The organism is Streptomyces sp. RB17, assembly GCF_009604455.1.
Lineage (GTDB): Bacteria > Actinomycetota > Actinomycetes > Streptomycetales > Streptomycetaceae > Streptomyces.
Genome location: NZ_WEGL01000007.1, coordinates 121,592 through 138,850, shown reverse-complemented (window position 1 = coordinate 138,850; position 17,259 = coordinate 121,592). Strand labels below are relative to the sequence as shown.

General features: G+C 71.8%; 16 protein-coding genes and 1 tRNA gene. 8 read left to right on the top strand and 9 right to left on the bottom strand.

Going from position 1 to position 17,259, the window contains the following annotated elements; translation table 11 throughout:
* Positions 1-131: 131 nt before the first annotated feature.
* From SRB17_RS29100 to SRB17_RS29085, 4 genes are all read right to left on the bottom strand, one after another.
* The gene (locus SRB17_RS29100; protein WP_323376390.1) at positions 132-1,112 is read right to left on the bottom strand and encodes a ribose-phosphate diphosphokinase; all 981 of its coding nucleotides are present in this window, start codon (positions 1,110-1,112) and stop codon (positions 132-134) included.
* A 153-nt stretch (positions 1,113-1,265) separates the two neighbouring features.
* Positions 1,266-2,714: a bifunctional UDP-N-acetylglucosamine diphosphorylase/glucosamine-1-phosphate N-acetyltransferase GlmU gene (glmU, locus tag SRB17_RS29095; protein ID WP_323376389.1), complete on the bottom strand. Its 1,449-nt coding sequence runs from the start codon at positions 2,712-2,714 to the stop codon at positions 1,266-1,268.
* Between the two features lie 130 nt (positions 2,715-2,844).
* Positions 2,845-2,920 (bottom strand) — tRNA-Gln (locus SRB17_RS29090).
* Between the two features lie 15 nt (positions 2,921-2,935).
* Positions 2,936-3,796 carry a helix-turn-helix domain-containing protein gene (locus tag SRB17_RS29085; RefSeq protein WP_153543145.1) on the bottom strand — a complete coding sequence of 287 codons (861 nt, stop codon included), beginning with the start codon at positions 3,794-3,796 and terminating at the stop codon, positions 2,936-2,938.
* A gap of 166 nt (positions 3,797-3,962) precedes the next feature.
* On the opposite strand from SRB17_RS29085, the gene SRB17_RS29080 reads away from it, so the two are divergent.
* Positions 3,963-5,276, top strand: a complete 1,314-nt coding sequence (locus SRB17_RS29080; protein WP_153543144.1) for a sensor histidine kinase — start codon at positions 3,963-3,965, stop codon at positions 5,274-5,276.
* Positions 5,277-5,292: 16 nt separating this feature from the next.
* On the opposite strand, the gene SRB17_RS29075 is transcribed toward SRB17_RS29080, so the two are convergent.
* On the bottom strand, positions 5,293-5,787 hold the full coding sequence (locus SRB17_RS29075) for an SUKH-3 domain-containing protein (protein WP_153543143.1): 495 nt from the start codon (positions 5,785-5,787) through the stop codon (positions 5,293-5,295).
* Between the two features lie 61 nt (positions 5,788-5,848).
* Positions 5,849-6,364, bottom strand: coding sequence for a YwqJ-related putative deaminase (locus SRB17_RS29070; RefSeq protein WP_153543142.1), 516 nt, complete (start codon positions 6,362-6,364; stop codon positions 5,849-5,851).
* A 298-nt stretch (positions 6,365-6,662) separates the two neighbouring features.
* Here SRB17_RS29070 and SRB17_RS29065 point away from each other — a divergent pair, with 298 nt between their 5' ends.
* From SRB17_RS29065 to SRB17_RS29045, 7 genes are all read left to right on the top strand, one after another.
* Positions 6,663-7,658 (top strand): SMI1/KNR4 family protein, encoded by a 996-nt coding sequence (locus SRB17_RS29065; RefSeq protein WP_153543141.1) that lies wholly within the window; start codon positions 6,663-6,665, stop codon positions 7,656-7,658.
* Between the two features lie 10 nt (positions 7,659-7,668).
* Positions 7,669-10,719, top strand: coding sequence for an SUKH-4 family immunity protein (locus tag SRB17_RS29060; RefSeq protein WP_153543140.1), 3,051 nt, complete (start codon positions 7,669-7,671; stop codon positions 10,717-10,719).
* 72 nt (positions 10,720-10,791) lie between these two features.
* The gene (locus SRB17_RS46710; protein ID WP_323376388.1) at positions 10,792-11,040 is read left to right on the top strand and encodes a sigma-70 family RNA polymerase sigma factor; all 249 of its coding nucleotides are present in this window, start codon (positions 10,792-10,794) and stop codon (positions 11,038-11,040) included.
* Positions 11,041-11,231: 191 nt separating this feature from the next.
* Positions 11,232-11,462 carry a hypothetical protein gene (locus SRB17_RS46705; RefSeq protein WP_228396399.1) on the top strand — a complete coding sequence of 77 codons (231 nt, stop codon included), beginning with the start codon at positions 11,232-11,234 and terminating at the stop codon, positions 11,460-11,462.
* A gap of 28 nt (positions 11,463-11,490) precedes the next feature.
* Positions 11,491-11,871 (top strand): hypothetical protein, encoded by a 381-nt coding sequence (locus SRB17_RS48170; RefSeq protein ID WP_323376387.1) that lies wholly within the window; start codon positions 11,491-11,493, stop codon positions 11,869-11,871.
* 11 nt (positions 11,872-11,882) lie between these two features.
* Entirely contained in the window at positions 11,883-12,002 is a 120-nt protein-coding gene (locus SRB17_RS48165; RefSeq protein ID WP_323376386.1) for a hypothetical protein, read from the top strand.
* 348 nt (positions 12,003-12,350) lie between these two features.
* The gene (locus SRB17_RS29045) at positions 12,351-13,238 is read left to right on the top strand and encodes a DivIVA domain-containing protein (protein WP_323376385.1); all 888 of its coding nucleotides are present in this window, start codon (positions 12,351-12,353) and stop codon (positions 13,236-13,238) included.
* Positions 13,239-13,262: 24 nt separating this feature from the next.
* On the opposite strand, the gene SRB17_RS29040 is transcribed toward SRB17_RS29045, so the two are convergent.
* The 3 genes from SRB17_RS29040 to SRB17_RS29030 form a co-directional block, all read right to left on the bottom strand.
* Positions 13,263-14,909, bottom strand: coding sequence for a cation acetate symporter (locus SRB17_RS29040; protein WP_153543139.1), 1,647 nt, complete (start codon positions 14,907-14,909; stop codon positions 13,263-13,265).
* Complete coding sequence (locus tag SRB17_RS29035; protein ID WP_153543138.1) at positions 14,906-15,385, bottom strand: DUF485 domain-containing protein; 480 nt, start codon at positions 15,383-15,385, stop codon at positions 14,906-14,908. The genes SRB17_RS29040 and SRB17_RS29035 overlap by 4 nt, the downstream gene beginning before the upstream one ends.
* 196 nt (positions 15,386-15,581) lie before the next feature.
* On the bottom strand, positions 15,582-17,087 hold the full coding sequence (locus tag SRB17_RS29030) for an MFS transporter (protein ID WP_323376384.1): 1,506 nt from the start codon (positions 17,085-17,087) through the stop codon (positions 15,582-15,584).
* Between the last annotated feature and the right edge of the window lie 172 nt (positions 17,088-17,259).

Genomic DNA, 17,259 nt, shown 5'->3' with positions numbered 1-17,259 from the left:
CGCGTCGATAACGGACCGCCGTACACACGAGTACGGCCTCCCTCGCCGAGCAACTGAAGCAGTCTACTCGGACAGGGAGGCCGCACCCAAAAGGATCTTCAGCCGCGGTCAGCGCAGCCGGCGCAGAAACCTCACTGCTCGTCGAACAGGCTCGTCACCGAACCGTCCTCGAACACCTCACGCACCGCACTCGCGATCGTCGGAGCGATCGACAGCACCCTGATCTTGTCCAGATCCCGGCCCAGCTCCGCCGGCGTCGGCAGCGTGTTCGTGAACACGAACTCACTGACGCGGGAGTTCTTCAGCCGGTCCGCGGCGGGGCCGGACAGCACACCGTGCGTCGCTGTGACGATGACATCCTCCGCACCATGCGCGAACAGCGCATCGGCGGCGGCACAGATGGTGCCACCAGTGTCGATCATGTCGTCGACGAGGACACACACCCGGCCCTTGACCTCACCCACGACCTCGTGGACGGTCACCTGGTTCGCCACATCCTTGTCACGCCGCTTGTGCACGATCGCCAGCGGCGCACCCAACCGGTCGCACCAGCGGTCCGCGACCCGCACCCGCCCCGCGTCCGGCGACACCACCGTCAGCTTGTCCCGGTCCACCTTCTCGCCCACGTAATCGGCGAGCAGCGGCAGCGCGAACAGATGATCCACCGGCCCGTCGAAGAAACCCTGGATCTGATCCGTGTGCAGATCCACCGTCAGAAGCCGGTCCGCCCCCGCCGTCTTCATCAGATCGGCGATCAGACGCGCCGAAATAGGTTCACGACCCCGGTGCTTCTTGTCCTGCCGCGCGTAACCGTAGAACGGCACAATCACCGTGATGGAGCGAGCCGACGCACGCTTCAGCGCGTCGATCATGATCAACTGCTCCATGATCCACTGATTGATCGGAGCCGTGTGGCTCTGGATCACAAAGCAGTCCGCACCACGCGCCGACTCCTGATAACGGACGTAGATCTCACCGTTCGCGAAGTCGAAGGCCTTCGTCGGGACGACCCCGACACCCAGCTGCTGGGCGACCTCCTCGGCAAGCTCGGGGTGGGCGCGGCCGGAGAAGAACATCAACTTCTTCTCGCCGGTCGTCTTGATCCCGGTCACAGCACTGTCTCCTCAGAGGTTGTCTCAGCCAGCCGACTGCTCAACGACCCCCCGTCAGGGCATGGAAGGCCGTATCCGCTGGTAAGGGTGCGGGTGCACGCGTGCGGATGTGCACTTATCACGGTACGCCGTGTTTGACGTACCCGTTTCCGGTCAGTCCTCGCTCTCGCCCCTCCGGGACGCCGCCTCAGCCGCCTTCGCCGCCGCGCTCCCCGGACGCTTCCGAGCCACCCAACCCTCGATATTCCGCTGCTGACCACGGGCCACGGCCAGCGAACCGGGCGGCACATCCTTCGTGATCACAGACCCGGCGGCGGTGTACGCACCGTCCCCGACCGTGACAGGAGCCACAAACATGTTGTCCGACCCCGTCTTGCAATGCGACCCCACGGTCGTGTGGTGCTTGTGCTCCCCGTCATAGTTCACGAACACACTCGCCGCCCCGATGTTCGTGTACTCACCGATCGTCGCGTCACCCACGTACGACAGATGCGGCACCTTCGTCCCCTCACCGATCGAGGCGTTCTTCGTCTCGACGTACGTCCCGATCTTGCCCTTGGTACCGAGCCGGGTCCCAGGACGGAGATAGGCGTACGGCCCCACGGACGCCTCCGGCCCGACCACGGCCCCGTCCGACACCGTGTTGTCCACCCGCGCCCCCGCGCCCACCTGCGTGTCCCTCAGCCGGCTGTTCGGACCCACCTCGGCCCCCTCACCGAGGTGCGTCGACCCGGTGAGCAGCGTGTTCGGAAGCACGACGACATCCCGCTCGAAGGTGACCGTCACATCCACCCAGGTGGAAGCGGGATCGACGACGGTGACACCGCCGAGCATGGCCGCGGTCAGCAGCCGGTCGTTCAGGATCCGGCGCGCCTCGGCCAACTGCACCCGGTTGTTGATCCCCGCGATCTCCCGGTGATCACCGGCCACGGAGGCCCCGACCCGATGCCCGGCCTCACGCAGGATCCCCAGCACATCGGTGAGGTACTCCTCACCCTGGCTGTTGTCCGTACGCACCTTCTTCAGCGCGTCCGCCAGCAACTGCCCGTCGAACGCGAACACCCCGCTGTTGATCTCCCGGATCGACCGCTGGGCGTCGGTCGCGTCCTTGTGCTCCACGATCGCGGTGACAGCACCGGTCACCTCGTCCCGGATGATCCGGCCGTACCCCGTCGCGTCCGGCACCTCGGCCGTCAGCACGGTCACGGCATTGCCGTCGGCGGCGTGCGTCTCCGCGAGCTGCCTCAGCGTCTCGGCGGTCAGCAGCGGCGTGTCCCCGCACACGACCACGACAGTCCCGTCGACGGCCCCGCCCAGCTGCTCCAGACCCATGCGTACGGCGTGCCCCGTGCCGTTCTGCTCCGCCTGCACGGCAGTCCTGGTGCCCGGGTCGATCTCCGCGAGGTGGGCGGCGACCTGCTCCCGGGCGTGGCCCACGACCACGACCAGGTTCTCCGGATCCAACTCACGGGCGGCGGCCAGCACATGGCCCACGAGGGAACGGCCACAGATCTCGTGCAGGACCTTCGGTGTGGCCGACTTCATACGGGTGCCCTCACCCGCTGCGAGAACGACGACGGCTGCCGGGCGGATGGCGCTCACGGGGTTGCCCTTCGGCTGTGGGTGGTGGGGGTGACAGCCGCAGGATACCGGGGTGTTTCTTGGGGGAGGTGAGAGCGGGCCCTGACGGGGGCGATGCCGGTCAGGGCCCGAACCTAGGGTTTGTGTGCTGTGGCTCCCCCGCAAGGATTCGAACCTTGTCCTGCTGGTACCAAAAACCAGTGTGCTGCCAGTTACACCACGGGGGAACAGCGCTCCAGACCTTACCCGAGACGTGCCTCAGCATGGGCCACGATTCCGTTCCACCAGCCCTCGATGCGGTTGTACAAGTGGGCGCTTCTGGCTACGACGATGACCAGGCACCCGTGGTAGTCGTCCCCGGTGTTCTTACGGACGGTCTTCGGGTTGTGCTTCTTCAGCGTCGGCTTGGCGAAGACCGACGTGTCGATGTCGGTGACGGCCGCCCAGAAGCGGTGAGCCGCCTCGACGTCCGCCGACTCGTGGATGAGAAGCCGGAAAGACAGGCGCTCGCGGTCCACCTCGAGCAGGTCCAGCCAGGCCAGGTAGGTCTTGATCACGCCGGGGTCGCTGTTGACGAAGATCGCGCGCTCGCGGCGGTCGTACGGCTTGCTCTTCGAGCCTTCTGCCCAGTAGAGCGCGATGCCCACCATGAAGAGCTCCCGATCGGTGAGTTCGCTGATCTCTCGCAGCGCAGCCCCCTTGGTCTCCTCGCGCTTCTCCCGCTCTGTGGCTCGGCGCCTTGCCAGGCCCTCTCGCATGAGCGCGCGGTGCTCCTCCGGTGTGTACCGCGGTTCAGGCCTCGGAAGATCCCGCACCCACAGCGACACGGAACTCCGCGAGCACCCCAGCTCCGCCTCGATCTGGTCGTAGGTCCAGCCCTGGAGCCGTAGCTCGCGGGCCTTCGCCCTTACGTCGTCCTTCGCGTTCGGGCGCTTCGTCCACTCCGGCGGCGGTTCCCCCTTCACCAGCTGGTTGAGGATGTCGTTGTTGAAGATCTTCAGCTCGTCCCGGATCTGCCGGAGGCTGTAGCCGGCCCGGCGCAGGGTGACCGCCTGCTCCCGCAGTACCTCGAAGTCGGCGTATTTGCTGTGTGAATGTGCCATGGGCATACCGTCCGGCCGGAATGATCCGTTCCAGGGTCGAACGGGAAGGGTTCACCAGTTCGAGTGATTCCGGTGGGTTTCGAGGTCGTCCGGTTACGGAGTGTGGTGTGTGGAGGTCGGTGAAAGTCACCGGAAAAGCCGCAGCCCTCGCCCGTAGGCTGGAGGCATGACCATGACGGGGGAAGAGCACGCCACGGCCCTGACCGGGCCGTGGTGGTGGGCCAGGTGGCGTAGCGCGGCGCTCGACGGGAGTCTCGCGCTGGTGTCGGCTGTGGAGTGCGGCGCGGAGGGTGTTCCGTTCGCCCGGGATGCCGGTATTCCGATGGCGGTGGGGATCGTTTTCGGGGTGATCGCCGGCTCCGTGCTGCTGGTGCGACGGAAGTGGCCGATCGCCGTCGTGCTGGTCGCGATCGCGATCACGCCCGCGCAGATGGGGTTCCTGCTGGGGGTCGTCGGCCTGTACACGCTCGCCGCGTGTGAGCTGCCGAGGCGGGTCATCGGGGCGCTGGCGGGGATGTCGTTGGTGGGGACGGCGGTCGTGACGTTCGTGCGGGTGCGGCAGGACATGGCGCGGGGCGATCTGACGCTGGGTGACTGGTTCGTGCCGTTCGCGGCGGTGGCGACGGCGTTGGGGCTGACGGCTCCGCCGGTGCTGCTGGGTTTGTACGTGGGGGCGCGGCGGCGGTTGATGGAGAGCTTGCGGGAGCGGGCGGACAGTCTGGAGCGGGAGCTTCAGTTGCTCGCGGAGCGGGCGGAGGAGCGGGCCGAGTGGGCGAGGAACGAGGAGCGGACTCGGATCGCGCGGGAGATGCATGACGTGGTCGCGCATCGGGTGAGCCTGATGGTGGTGCATGCCGCCGCGTTGCAGGCGGTGGCGCGGAAGGATCCCGAGAAGGCGGTGCGGAACGCGGCGCTGGTGGGGGACATGGGGCGGCAGGCGTTGACCGAGTTGCGGGAGATGCTGGGGGTGCTGCGGGCGGGGGAGGATCCGGTGCGGCGTGCTCCGCGGGTGCCGTTGGCGGCGGTGGGGCAGGCGGCTGCGGCTGCGGCTTCCCGGGTGGCCGAGGCAGAGGGTGCGGTGGACGGGCCGTGTCTGTCGGAGTTGGAGGAGTTGGTCGGGCAGTCGGCGGCTGCGGGGATGGTCGTGGTGCTGTCGGTGGAGGGGGAGGTGCGCTCGTATGCGGCGCGGGTCGAGCAGACGGCGTACCGGGTGGTGCAGGAGGCGTTGACGAACGTGCACAAGCACGCGGCGGGTGCGAAGACGCATGTGCGGTTGGCGCATCGGGTGTCGGAGATCGCGATGCAGGTGGAGAACGAGCCGCCGCCGGAGCCGGCGTCGGCGTCGGCGGCGGGGTTGCCGTCGGGTGGGAACGGCCTGGTGGGGATGCGTGAGCGGGTTGTGGCGCTGGGTGGTGTGTTCGTGTCGGGGCCGACGGATGCGGGGGGTTTCCGGGTGTCGGCGGTGATTCCGGCGGCGTAGGGCCGCTCTCGGTGTGTCAGCCCGCGGTGAGTCGTACGGGTTCGATGCCGGTGATGAGGGTGGTGAGGGCGTGGTCGATGTCGGGGCCGGCGTACCAGTCGCCGGTGTGGTCGAGGGTGTAGACGCGGCCTTCGGCGTCGATGGCGAGGACGGCGGCGGTGTCGGTCTCGGTGCCGAGGGGGCAGAGTTCGGTGCCGAGGGCGCGGCCGAGGTCGCCGAGGGTGCGGGCGTGGTGGAGGCCGTGGAGGGGGTCGAGGTGGAGGGTGGCGGGGGCGATCTGGCGGCCGGGGCCGCTGGGGGTGATGGTGAGGCCGCCGAATTCGGCCCAGGCTTCGACGGCGGCGGGGAAGACGGTGTGCCGGTGTCCGGCGGGTGAGGTGTGCTCACGCAGGGTGTCGGCCCAGATTTCTGCCTGTTTTATGTCCCAGCGTCCGGGTTGCCAGCCGGCGGCGCGCAGGGCGGCGTCGACGAGTACGGGGAAGCGGGTGGTGGAGGTGCGGTCGGGGTGCATCTGCCCTTCGTTCTCGTCGAGCTCGCTGGTGTTGCGGTGTCACTGGTGTTGACGGGGGTTGTCAGTCGTCGGTTGCGGTGGGGTCGACGATGCGGACGCCGAAGTGGGCGCTGAGGGCGGTGCAGGCGCGGCAGGGGGTGGCGAAGCTGCCGTGGAGGGGGTCGCCGTCCTCGCGTATGCGGCGGGCGGTGAGTTTGGCTTGTTTGAGGGCTTTGCGGGCTTCGCCGTTGGTCATGGGTTTGCGGGCGGCGCGTTTGCTGCGGGTGGCGTCGGCGGCGGTGAGGTGCCGGGAGATGAGGATGGTTTCGGCGCAGCGGCCGGTGAAGCGGTCGCGTTGGCTGCTGGTGAGGGTGTCGAGGAAGTCCTGGACGAGGGGGTGCAGGGTGGGTGGCTGGTCGCTGCGGGCGGCGGTGCCGGTGAGGGTGGTGCCGCGGACGGAGAGGGCGGCGGCGACGGTGGGCAGGATGCCGTCGCGGCGGTGGTGGAGGGTGGGGGCGGGGGGTGTGTCGGTGCCGCTCCAGCCGATGCGTGGGTCGCCGGCCCGCACGTCGGTACCTCCGGTTCGCAAGCTGTTCATGATCGTTTTTCCCCTCCCCGGGCGGTCCCCGGCTTCCCCCGAAGGACACAGGGTGCCAAATGCCGTGGCCGGTGCGGAAGCTGGGGCGGTGCGACACGCCCGTGTCGGGGCTGGTCGTCACGGTGGGGTGACGCCTGGTCACGGAGGTGGAGGGTGGTGCCGGGGGTGAGCGCAGGGGTGGTTTCCCCGGGGGTGTGGTGGGCCGGTGACCGGGGTTCGCGTACCGCATAGGCTGTCGGCATCCGCGATCGACACCGCCGATTTGAGGCCAGAGAGAACGCCGCAGGGGGCTACCGCCATGACGACAGGTCGGCTCGGGCAGCAAGCCGCGCCGCCGAACGCGGCCTATGCCGGGCAGGTCGTGCACTTTCCGGATCCGGTCCGGGCGGCGCGTCACCCGAGAGGGGTACGGGTCGATGAGCGTGGTTACCCGGATTTTGCTCCGTACGCGCGTGTGGCGGTGGAGATCGCCGAGCCGCCGGAGGGTTTCGGGGTCGACGAGTTGCGGCTGACGGACTATGTGTCGGCGAACGCGGCGTTGGCGGCGGCGGGGCACGAGTTGTGGGACACGGTGCCGGATGTGGCGACACCGCACGGCTGGACGTGGCATCACGTGGCCGGGACGCGGCGGCTGGAGCTGGTTCCGGTCGAGGTGAAGGCGTTGCTGCGGCATCACGGTGGTGTGGCGACGGCGTCGGTGGACCACGGCAAGCGGGGGACGCGGCCGTTGCAGGAGACGCGGCCGGCGCATTTCGGGCTGCCGAAGTCGGGTGTGGCGGTGTCGGAGGGGCAGGTGCAGGGGGTCGAGGAGGATCTCGGCTACCGGCTTCCGGGCGCGTATCGCTCGTTCCTGAAGGCGGCGGGCGGTTGTGCGCCGGTGGGTACGGCGTTGGACGCCGCGTTGGGTCTGCTGCTGGATCAGCCGTTCTTCACGGTGCGTGAGGAGGCGGCGGTCAATGACCTGGTGTACGTGAACAAGTGTCTGCGCGACCATCTGACGAAGGATTACCTCGGGGTGGCGTTCGTGCAGGGCGGGTTGCTCGCGGTGAAGGTGAGGGGCGAGCGGCCCGGTTCGGTGTGGTTCTGCGCGTACGACGATGTGCGCGATGTGGATCCGTCGTGGTCGCCGGCGGAGCGGGTGGAGCGTCTGCTGCTGCCCTGCGGTGATGATTTCGACGTGTTTCTGTCGGGGCTGGCGGGCAGTCCGCCGGAGTTGGAGACGGTGGCGAATCTGATGGTGGACGGCGGTTTCGCGCGTGTCGTCCCGGCGTCTTCCGGCCCGGTGGGGGAGTGAGCTTCAGGCGATGGTGACGTACGCGCAGGCGCAGGAGCGCGCCGAGGAGTGGATCAACGGTGACGTGCCCGCGTACCTGCATCGTGAGGTGCGGGTGCGGGAGTTCGAGCTGGGTTTCGTGGTGTGGGGTGAGGACCGGGCGGAGGGTCCGCGTTCTGATGCGGGTGCGCAGCGGCTGGTGATCGCCCGGGACAGCGGGGAGGCGACGCTGTGGCCGGGGTTGCCGGTGGGTGAGGTGATCCGCCGGTTCGAGGAGGAGTACGGCCGTGCGGAGGAGCCGCAGGACGCGGTGCCGGCGCCGGCTGCGGCGCGGGTGGATCTGAATCAGACGTCGTTCCTGCTGACTCCTCCGGAGTGGTTGCAGGAGGCGGCGGACAAGCTGGGCATCGGGGAGCGGCGGCCGGGGGGCGAGGACGGTTCGGGGGCCGGAGCCGGTTCCGGTGCGGGCCTTGGTGTGGCCGGAGCCGGGGCCGGTTCCGGTGTCGATGGTGGGGCTTCGTCCGGTGGGGCGGGGCCGGCGCAGACGCAGGCCGGGGTGCCGGCGGGGGCGTCCGGGGGCGCTGGGTCCGGTGTCGCGCCGCAGGGTGTCTCCGGTGTGCCGGGCGCGCCTGGTGTGCCCGGGGCGCCTGCTCCTACGTCCGCGCCTTCGGCCGGGGTGCCGGTGGGGGCCACGCCCTGGGCCGGTACGGACACGAACGCGGACGCCGGTGGGGACGACCGTTCGGTGCCGCTGCCCGCGACGGTGTTCGCGCCGCCGTTGAGCGACTCCGACGACGAGGCTGTGCGGCCGCCGGCGAGTGTGCCGGATGCGAAGACGGCGCTGATGTCGGGGGGCAGCCAGCTGCCGCCGACGGCGGTCGCGCCGGCGCTCGATGCTTCGAACGCGCCGGGCGCGCAGGGCTTCCCGCCGGGCGCGCCGGGTGGCCCGTCCACCCCTGGAGGTGTGCCGGGGGCGCCCGGGACTGCGTATGCGCCGGGCGTGCCTGGTGTGCCGGGCGCTCCGCAGGGCAGCACGCCTCCACCGCCGCCCGGTACGCCGCCGTACGGCTACCCGCAGCCGCCCGTGGTCGCCGGCACGCCTCCGCCGGGCGTACCCGCGTACCCGCAGGGGCCTGGCGCTCCGCAGGGCAGCACGCCTCCGCCGCCGCCCTCGGGCGCGCCGACCTACGGCTATCCGCAGGGGCCCGGTGCTCCGCAGGGTGCTCCGGGTTACGGCTACCCGCAGGCGCCGGCGCCGGATGGGGCGGGTGCGCCGCAGCCTCCGGGCGACACCGGTGCCTCGGCGCGGCGGCTCGCGCCGAACGCCGGGGACATCGCGGATGCCGCGACGAGCAAGGCCGCGCCGCCGCCGAAGAAGGCACGCGGTGGTGTGGGTGCGCCGCCTCCGCCGCCGGGTGTCCCTGGTACGCCGGGCGCGCGCCCGGGCAGCGCTCCGCCGCCTCCCGCACCGGGTGCGCCTGCGGGTGGGTATGTGCCGACCCAGCTGGTGTCGGCGCTCGGGCCGGAGGGGCCCGGGGGTCCGGGGGGTGCCGGTGCGCCGACGGGTTCCGGTGGTGCGGACGGGGCGCAGGCTCCGGGCGCGCCGAATGCTCCGGGCGCCCCCAATCCGCCTGCCGCGCCTCCGGGCAACGTGCATCACGCGGCCACGGTCCTGGCCGACCCCAGCCAGCTGGGCGGGGGCGTGCCACAGCCGCCGGGCGTCCCGGGTGTTCCGGGCATGCCGGGCGTGCAGGGCGTGCAGGTTGGTCCGGGCGCCCCGGGTATGCCGAACCCGCCCGGGGCACCGCAGCCTCCCGGCGCCCCCGGCATGCCTCCCGCGCCCGGCGCACCGCAGCCCTCGGGCGCCCCTGCCGGTCCCGGCACACCCGGTGCCCCGGGCGGTGGGCGCGGGGCCGTGCACCACGCTGAGACCGTGCTGGCCGCGCCCCCGGTGACCGGTCCGGGCGCACCCCCGCCGCCGCCCGCCCCCGGCGCACTCGGTGCGCCGGGCGTCCCCGGCATGCCGCCGGGCGGTCCTGGTGCCCCGCAGCCGATGCCTCCGGGCGCGCCCGGGCAGCCGTCGGCGTACGGATATCCGCAGCAGGGGCAGCCGACGGTGGGTCCCGGCTATCAGGCCGTGCTGCGCTATCGCGCGCAGGACGGTTCGGAGCAGCAGTTGATCCGGCGTTCGGCACCGGGCACCCCGCATCCGGAGTGGCAGATCTTCCACGAGCTGCGGGCGATGAACGTGCCGGCGGACCAGGTGCTGGAACTGCACACGGAGCTGGAGTCGTGCGAGCTGCCGGGTGCCTACTGCGCGCGGATGATCCGGGAGCAGTGGCCGCAGGCGAGGATCACGAGCATCGCGCCGTACGGCACCGATCACGCGAGTCGGCAGCAGGGCATGCAGCAACTGCTGGCGCACCAGGGCGAGTTGCACCAGGTGGCGGACGGGCCGGCGCGGCCCGCGCCGGTGCGGGCGCCGTTGCCGCCGGTGCAGGCCGCGCCGCCGGTCCCGCCGGAGGGCATCGCGCAGGAGCTGGCGGGGGCGTTCGGGCCGGGGGTCTTCCGGTTCGAGCAGCAGGCGGTGTCGCGGCAGGGTGTGCCGCCGATCGTCGCGCACACGCTGGTCGTGGCGGGTCTGCCGGTGGACATGGGCCCGTTCTTCTGGGCGCAGGCCCAGCCGGGCCGGCCGGTGCCGACGCTGGCGGAGCTGGCGGCCGAGCGCGGGGTGCAGCCGGCGCCGGACGCGGGCTCGTACCTGGTCATGGGCACCGACTTCGGCAAGGCGATCTGTGTGCAGTACGGCACGGCGAACATCGTGGCCGTGCCGGTGGAGGCGGGTCCGGGCGGGGTTGCGGTGCCGCCGCAGTTCGTGAACTCCGGGCTGCCGGAGTTCGCGCGCTGCCTGGCGCTGCTGGGCCGGATGTGGCGCCTGCGGTTCGGGCTGAACCAGGAGCAGGCGGGCCGCTGGACCGTCGACTTCCAGGCGCAGCTGGCCGCCCTGGACCCGGCGGCGCTCGGTTCGCCGGAGAGCTGGTGGTCGGTGCTGCTGGAGCAGATGTGGGACGGGCTGCTGTAGGCGACGCCGGGCCGCCGGCCGGAGGTGAGCGGATCTTGCCCTTCACGCGCGTGTGAAGGGCAAGATGGGCCGGTGGACTTCGAGCCGTGCCGGGGCGGGCTGGTGGCGTACTGCTATCGCATGCTGGGCTCGTTCCACGAGGCCGAGGATCTGACGCAGGAGTCGATGCCGCGGGCCTGGAAGGCGCGGGACCGCTACGAGGCCACGCGCGTGTCGCTGCGGACCTGGCTGTACCGCATCGCGACCAACGCCTGTCTGAACGCTCTGGAGAGCCGTGCGCGCCGCCCCCTGTCCGTCCGGTCCGGGGGCGGCCTCCGGTGATCCCGGCGCGCCGCCGAGGCCCGCGCCGGACGTGCCCTGGCTGGAGCCGTTCCCCGAGGCGCGGTTCGACGTGGAGGCGCGCGCGGACCGCCGGGCCGGCGGAACGTCAGGTCTGTGGAGCATGCGTAAGACCTTGGGCGGTACAAGGAGCGGGTGTTCGCGCTGCGTGGCACGGCCGGCGGGCGGAGCGCGTGGCGGCCAACGGGCAGTCGGTGCTCGCGGCGTACGCGCCGGTGCCCGGCGGCGGTCATGCGCTGCACACCGTGCAGGTGCTGACGGTCACCGGCGGCCGGGTCGCCCGGAACGTGGTGTTCGCCGGCCCGCGCGTCCTGGCCGCGTTCGCGCCCACTGCGCCCGCCGCTCTCCTGAGGCGCCACGGCCCCGACGGCGACCCCCGCAGCTTTTTCCGGTGGGAGCGATGAGTCCGCCCGATGCCGCCGGTAGGTACCGGTGAGCCATCGAGCCGAGCGAAGCTTCCGGCACGGCCCGGAGGCGGCCGCCGGGGAAAGGTTCCGGCTCGGCCGGGTGCTGGACGAAGGGGTTCTGCAACTGGGCCGTACCACCTGGGAGCTGTTCGCGCGGCTGCGGCCCGGGCGGGACGACGTTCCCCCGCTAGCGGGGGTACCCCCAGCCGCGCGGATGAACGCCGTACCGAAGCTGGTCTTCTCCCGCGGCACCCCGGACGTGTCCGCATGGACCAACTCCCGCCTGCCGAAGGGCGGGGTGGTGGACGCCGTACGTGCCGAGCGGCGGGACGTGGTCGTCACCGGCAGCCTTGCCGTCGTGGCCGCCTTGCGGAGGAGGGCCTGGCCGACGAGTACCGGCTGCTGACCTTCCCGGTCGTGCTGGGACAGGGCCGGCGGCTGTTCCCGGCCGGGAGCGGGCCGGCCCGGCTGGGGTGCCTGTCGGCCGAACGGGTGGGCGCCGCCGTTCTCACGCGCCATGGAAGGGCCGCACGATGACGGTCCGTTTCCACGCCCCGAACGAGCCCCCCGCAGACCCACAGGCCTTCGACCGGCACGACCGTCAGGCGCGCTTCCCGCCAGGCCGCCGACCGCCCCCGGGCTGCGCCGTACTACCTGGTCGCGGCGCTGGACTCGCCGGCGGAGCATGCGCCCGTGCGCGGCGTGATCGTCACCCTTGAGGAGGACGTGCCGGAGCCGGTCCCGGCCGCCACGCCGAGCCCCAAGTGCGGGATGGGGAGCGTGACGTGACTGCGGAGTGTCGCGTTATGAGCACTTACGCCCGATCCATCAAGATGTGCGGGAAATCATCCTGTCGCGTACGTCCGGTGGAGAGGAGTTCCCAGGGTGAGCAGCACATCGATGTCGCCGCACGGCTTCGTGACCGTCCGGGGGCGCGGCTACCGCCCCGAGCAGGTCGACGCCTACCTGGAGAAGCTGTCGCACGACCGCGACGCCGCGTGGGAGCGGGCCGCGCGGCTGACCGTGCTCGCCAAGGACATGGAGGCGGAGGCCGCGCGGATGCGCGAGGTCGTCGCCCAGCTCGCACCGCAGACGTACGAGTCGCTCGGGGAGGGCGCACGGCGCGTGTACCAGCTGGTTCTGGAGGAGGCGGCCGACCTCGGTGAGCGCACGCGGCGGGAAGCCCACCAGCACCTCGCGCAGGCCGAAGCGTACGCCGAGGGCGTCCGCCGGGGGGCGCAGGAGAAGGCGGACGCGCTCCGCGCGGAAGCCGACGAACACGCCCGCCGGCGGCTCCTCACCGCGCGCGCCGAGGCCGACGACATCCGCGTCCGCACGCGGCGCGACGTGAAGGAAGGGCGCTCGGAGGCGCTCACCGTGTTGCGTGAGGTACGGCAGCGCACCACCGTCATGCTCGCCGAGCAGTCGAAGGAGCACGCCGAGCGGTGGGCCGAGGCCGAGCGCGAGGAGGCCGGGCGGATCGCCGCGCTGGACGCCGTGCACGCCGAGCGGGAGAGCCGGGCCGAGACCGCGCTGTCCGCCGCCGAGCGGGCCCTCGGCGAGGCCGAGGAGTACGCCCGCCGCAGCCAGGAGGAGGCACACGCGCGTGCCGCCGAGATCATCGCCGACGCGCGCGTGCGCGAGGAACGCATCGCCCTGGAGACGGAACAGGTGCTGCGCGAGCACGGCGACACCTGGGACGTCGTGCGGGCGCACATGGACCACGTCCAGAGCAGCCTGATCTCCCTGCAGGGCAGGGCGGCCCTGGAGTGACCCACCGGGTCGTGCACCCCGGGCTCAGCTCCCCTTGCGCACCGCCCCGGCCAGGATCCATCCCTCCACGGCCTCGTACTGGTGCCGCTGCTGCTCCGCCTTGACGCGGCCCGAGGCGAGCGTGCCGAGCCAGCCGAAGAGGAAGCCGGCCGGGATGGAGACGATGCCGGTGGTGGTGAACGGGAACCAGTTGAAGTCGGCGTGCGGGAAGGCCGAGATCGGTGAGCCGGAGACCAGGTTGGTGCCCGGCATGAGCAGCAGCACGGTCAGCGTGCCCCCGATCAGCGTCGCCAGCAGTCCGCTGCGGGTGTAGCGGCGCCAGAAGAGCCCGTACACCAGGGCCGGCGCTATGGCCGAGGCGCCCAGGCAGAAGGAGAGCGTCACCAGGGGCTGCAGGCTGTGGTGCTGCACCAGCGTGGCGAGCAGGATCGTCGGCACGCCTATGGCGAGCGCCGAGACACGGGCGAGGGCCATCTCGCGCCGGGCCGGCATCTCCTGCACGCGGGCCGCGAAGACGTCGTGGGCGAGGGAGTTGGCGCAGGCGAGGATCATCCCGGCGACCGAGGCGAGCAGGGTCAGGAAGAGCGCCGTCGTCACCATGGTGAACAGGAAGGTGTCCGCGGTGGACACGTCCGCGCCGAACGCCGCCCGTGAACCCAGCAGGTAGGCGGTGTTGCCCTGCGGGTCGGCCCCGGCGATCACGGCACGGCCGACCAGCGCCGTCGCGCCGAACCCGACCACCGTGATGACCAGCACGAACAGCGCGACGATCGACACGGCCCAGGACATCGAGCGGCGCACCTGGCGGGCGCTGGAGGCGGTGTACATGCGCATGGTGATGTGCGGCAGGACGGCGCCGCCGAGCACCACGGTCAGCTCCGAGGCGACCATGTCGAGGCGGGATGTGCCCGAGGTGCCGAACTCCAGGCCCGAGTGCAGGAAGGCCGGTCCGGCGCCGCTCTGTTGCGAGGCCGCGGTGAACAGCGCGCCCGGGTCCCAGTCGAAGCGGCGCAGGATCAGCACGGCGACCACGGCGCCCGATCCGACCAGCATCACGATCTTCAGGATCTGGATGAGCGCGGTGCCCTTCATCCCGCCGATCGCCGCATAGGCGATCATCAGGGCGCCCAGCCCGACGACGCAGGCGGTCTTCAGCGACGCGTCGGTGAAGCCCAGGATGAACGCCATCAGCTGCCCGGTTCCGGCGAGCTGGACCAGCATCAGCGGCAGCAGCGCGGCGATCGTCACCGCGCAGGCCGTGATGCGCACACAGCGGCCCGGCAGCCGGCGGGCGAGCGCGTCGCCCATGGTGAACCGGCCGGCGTTGCGCAGCGGTTCGGCCAGCAGGAACATCAGCAGCATCAGCGACAGCGTGGTGCTCAGGGCGAGGACGAGTCCGTCGTAGCCGCACAGGGCGATCACTCCGCCGGTGCCGAGGACGGTGGCCGCGGAGATGTAGTCGCCGGCGATGGCGAGGCCGTTGCGCAGCGGGGACAGGGAGCTGTAGCCGGTGTAGAACTCGTCGAGGTCGTCGCGGTCCGGGCCGGTCATCACGCACAGCAGCAGGGTCACCGTGGCGACGGTGGAGAAGGCGATCAGGGACATGGACTGGGCCGAGCCGCTGAACCCGGTGAAGCCTCCCACGGCCGGGTTGCCGGCGGCGGCTGTCATCGGTTCGCTCCTCGGCGTGCGTCCAGTTCGGCCTGCCTGCGGATGCGGTCGGCGAGCGGGTCGACGTGCCGGCGCGCGGTGTGCTCGTACAGGGCGATCGCGAGCCAGGTGACGGGGAGTTGGATCAGGGCGAGCAGCAGTCCGGCGGGGATGCCGTCGGCGACGGTGCGTGTCATCACGCCGGGCGCCGACGCGGACAGCACCAGGAACAGCGTGAAGTAACCCAGCGCGGTGAGCGTGGCCGTACGCCGCTGCCAGCGGTAGGCGCTGCGCAGCACCCGCAGGTCACTGTGGTGGCCGAGGAGTTCGCGGGGCGGCCGGCGGTCCGGGCCGGGTGGCGGCGGGGGAGCGGGCTGCCAGGGGTAGGTGAGGTGGGGAGGGTCGTACGGGGATCGGGGCCGGTCGTAGGACGGTGGGGGCGTGTCGTAGAACGGCTGGGGCGAGTGGTACGAGGGGTGCGGCGGGTCGTAGGACATCCCGGGGCTCCTTGCGTGGCTCGGGTCCGTGGCGGCGGACCGCAGGGAGGTGGGGGGTGTGCGGAGCCACGCACGCTACTCGCGCGTACCGGGCCCGCGCGACGTTTTCACCAAACTGGCCGGTCGGTATGCGCTTACTACGCGAAGACGGGGGCCGACGTGGGGTGTTACCCGCGTTAACCCGGCTCTCGTACGCTCACTCGTCGCGCACCGGGAACCGTCGCGGCGCCACCAGCAGCAGCACCAGGAAGGCCAGCGCCGCAGCGGCCGCCGCCCCGAGGTACACCGCGTGCACCGCGTCGGCGATCGCGCGCCGGGTCGCCCCGGGGGCCGTACCGGCGTCCAACGCGCGCGTGACGGAGTCCAGATCGCCCGCCCCGCCCAGCCGTGCGGCGAGCACCCCGTTGGCGACGGCGCCGAACAGCGAGGCGCCCAGGGTCTGTCCGGTCTGCCGGCAGAACAGCACGGACGCGGTCGTGGTGCCCCGCTCCGACCAGCCCACCGTCGACTGCACCCCGACGATCAGCGGCAGCTGGAACAGGCCGAGCGCCGCGCCCAGCAGAAGCATCAGCAGCGTCGGCTGCCACCACGAGCCGGGGTAGGGCAGGAGGGGGAACGCGCACAGGATCAGCGCCGCAAGGCCGATGCCGAGCAGCGCGGTGTCCCGGAAGCCGATGCGCCGGTAGACGTGCTGGCTGAGCGCCGCCGACACCGGCCAGGTGAGCGTCCACACCGACAGCACGAAACCGGCGGCCACGGGCGCGAGCCCGAGCACAGACTGCGCGTACGTCGGCAGGAACACGCTGGGCGCCACCATCAGCAGCCCCAGCGCGCCCAGCGCCAGATTGACGGCCGCGATCGGGCGGCGCCGCCACACCCACCCGGGGATGATCGGCTGCGCCGCCCGCCGCTCCACCACGACCACCACACCGGCCAGTGCCAGGCCGGTCCCGAAGAGCGTGAGCGACGGCGCCGACAGCCACGGCCAGGCGACCCCGCCCTGCACCAGCGCGGTCAGCAGCACCCCGCCGCACGCGAACACCGCGAGCGCGCCCGCCCAGTCCACGCGCGCGTGCACGCCGTTTTCCGGCATCTCCCGCTCGGGCTCGTGCAGATGACGGACGATCAGCCACAGCGCGGCGGCGCCGATCGGCAGGTTGATCAGGAAGATCCAGCGCCAGTCGGCGTACGCGGCGAGCACCCCGCCGAGCCCCGGGCCCGCCACCGCCGACACCGCCCACACCGTGGACAGCTTGGACTGGATCTTCGGGCGCTCCGCCAGCGGGTACAGATCGGCGGCCAGCGTCTGCACGGTGCCCTGCAACGCCCCGCCGCCCAGCCCCTGCACGATCCGGAACGCGATCAGCGCCGCCATGTTCCAGGCGCCCGCGCACAGCAGTGAGCCCAGCAGGAACACGGCCGCGCCCGTCACCAGCACCGGCTTGCGGCCGAAGGTGTCGGACAGCTTGCCGTAGACGGGGAGCGTGACGGTCACGGCGAGCAGATAGCCGGAGAAGAGCCAGGAGAAGACGGAGAACCCGCCGAGGTCGCCGACGATCTGCGGTACGGCCGTGGAGACGATGGTGGCGTCGAGCGCGGCCAGCGCCATCGCCAGCATCAGCGCGGCGACGACGGCGCCTCGGCGCCGGGTGCCCTGCTCGTCGGCGGCGGCGTTGCGTATCGCGGGTGTCGTACTCCCCACCGGATCCCCTCCCGTGCCCCATGCACCTATGTCCGGTACGACAGCTTCCCACGGCAGCGGGAACTGGACCCTGACGCGACGGCAGGGTGGAGGCTGGGAGTGCCGAAGGGTGGAGACGACCCCGAGAAGGCCTCCGCCCGAGGGTGGAGCACCCCTAGGGGTTCCTCCGTAC

Bases quoted from the DNA above. Each gene is read 5' to 3' on its own strand.
- SRB17_RS29080 (WP_153543144.1), top strand. From the start codon at position 3,963: ATGACCATGACGGGGGAAGAGCACGCCACGGCCCTGACCGGGCCGTGG.
- SRB17_RS29040 (WP_153543139.1), bottom strand. From the start codon at position 14,909: ATGACAGCCGCCGCCGGCAACCCGGCCGTGGGAGGCTTCACCGGGTTC.
- SRB17_RS29060 (WP_153543140.1), top strand. From the start codon at position 7,669: ATGGTGACGTACGCGCAGGCGCAGGAGCGCGCCGAGGAGTGGATCAAC.
- SRB17_RS29075 (WP_153543143.1), bottom strand. From the start codon at position 5,787: ATGCACCCCGACCGCACCTCCACCACCCGCTTCCCCGTACTCGTCGAC.
- SRB17_RS29065 (WP_153543141.1), top strand. From the start codon at position 6,663: ATGACGACAGGTCGGCTCGGGCAGCAAGCCGCGCCGCCGAACGCGGCC.
- SRB17_RS29085 (WP_153543145.1), bottom strand. From the start codon at position 3,796: ATGGCACATTCACACAGCAAATACGCCGACTTCGAGGTACTGCGGGAG.
- SRB17_RS29035 (WP_153543138.1), bottom strand. From the start codon at position 15,385: ATGTCCTACGACCCGCCGCACCCCTCGTACCACTCGCCCCAGCCGTTC.
- SRB17_RS29070 (WP_153543142.1), bottom strand. From the start codon at position 6,364: ATGAACAGCTTGCGAACCGGAGGTACCGACGTGCGGGCCGGCGACCCA.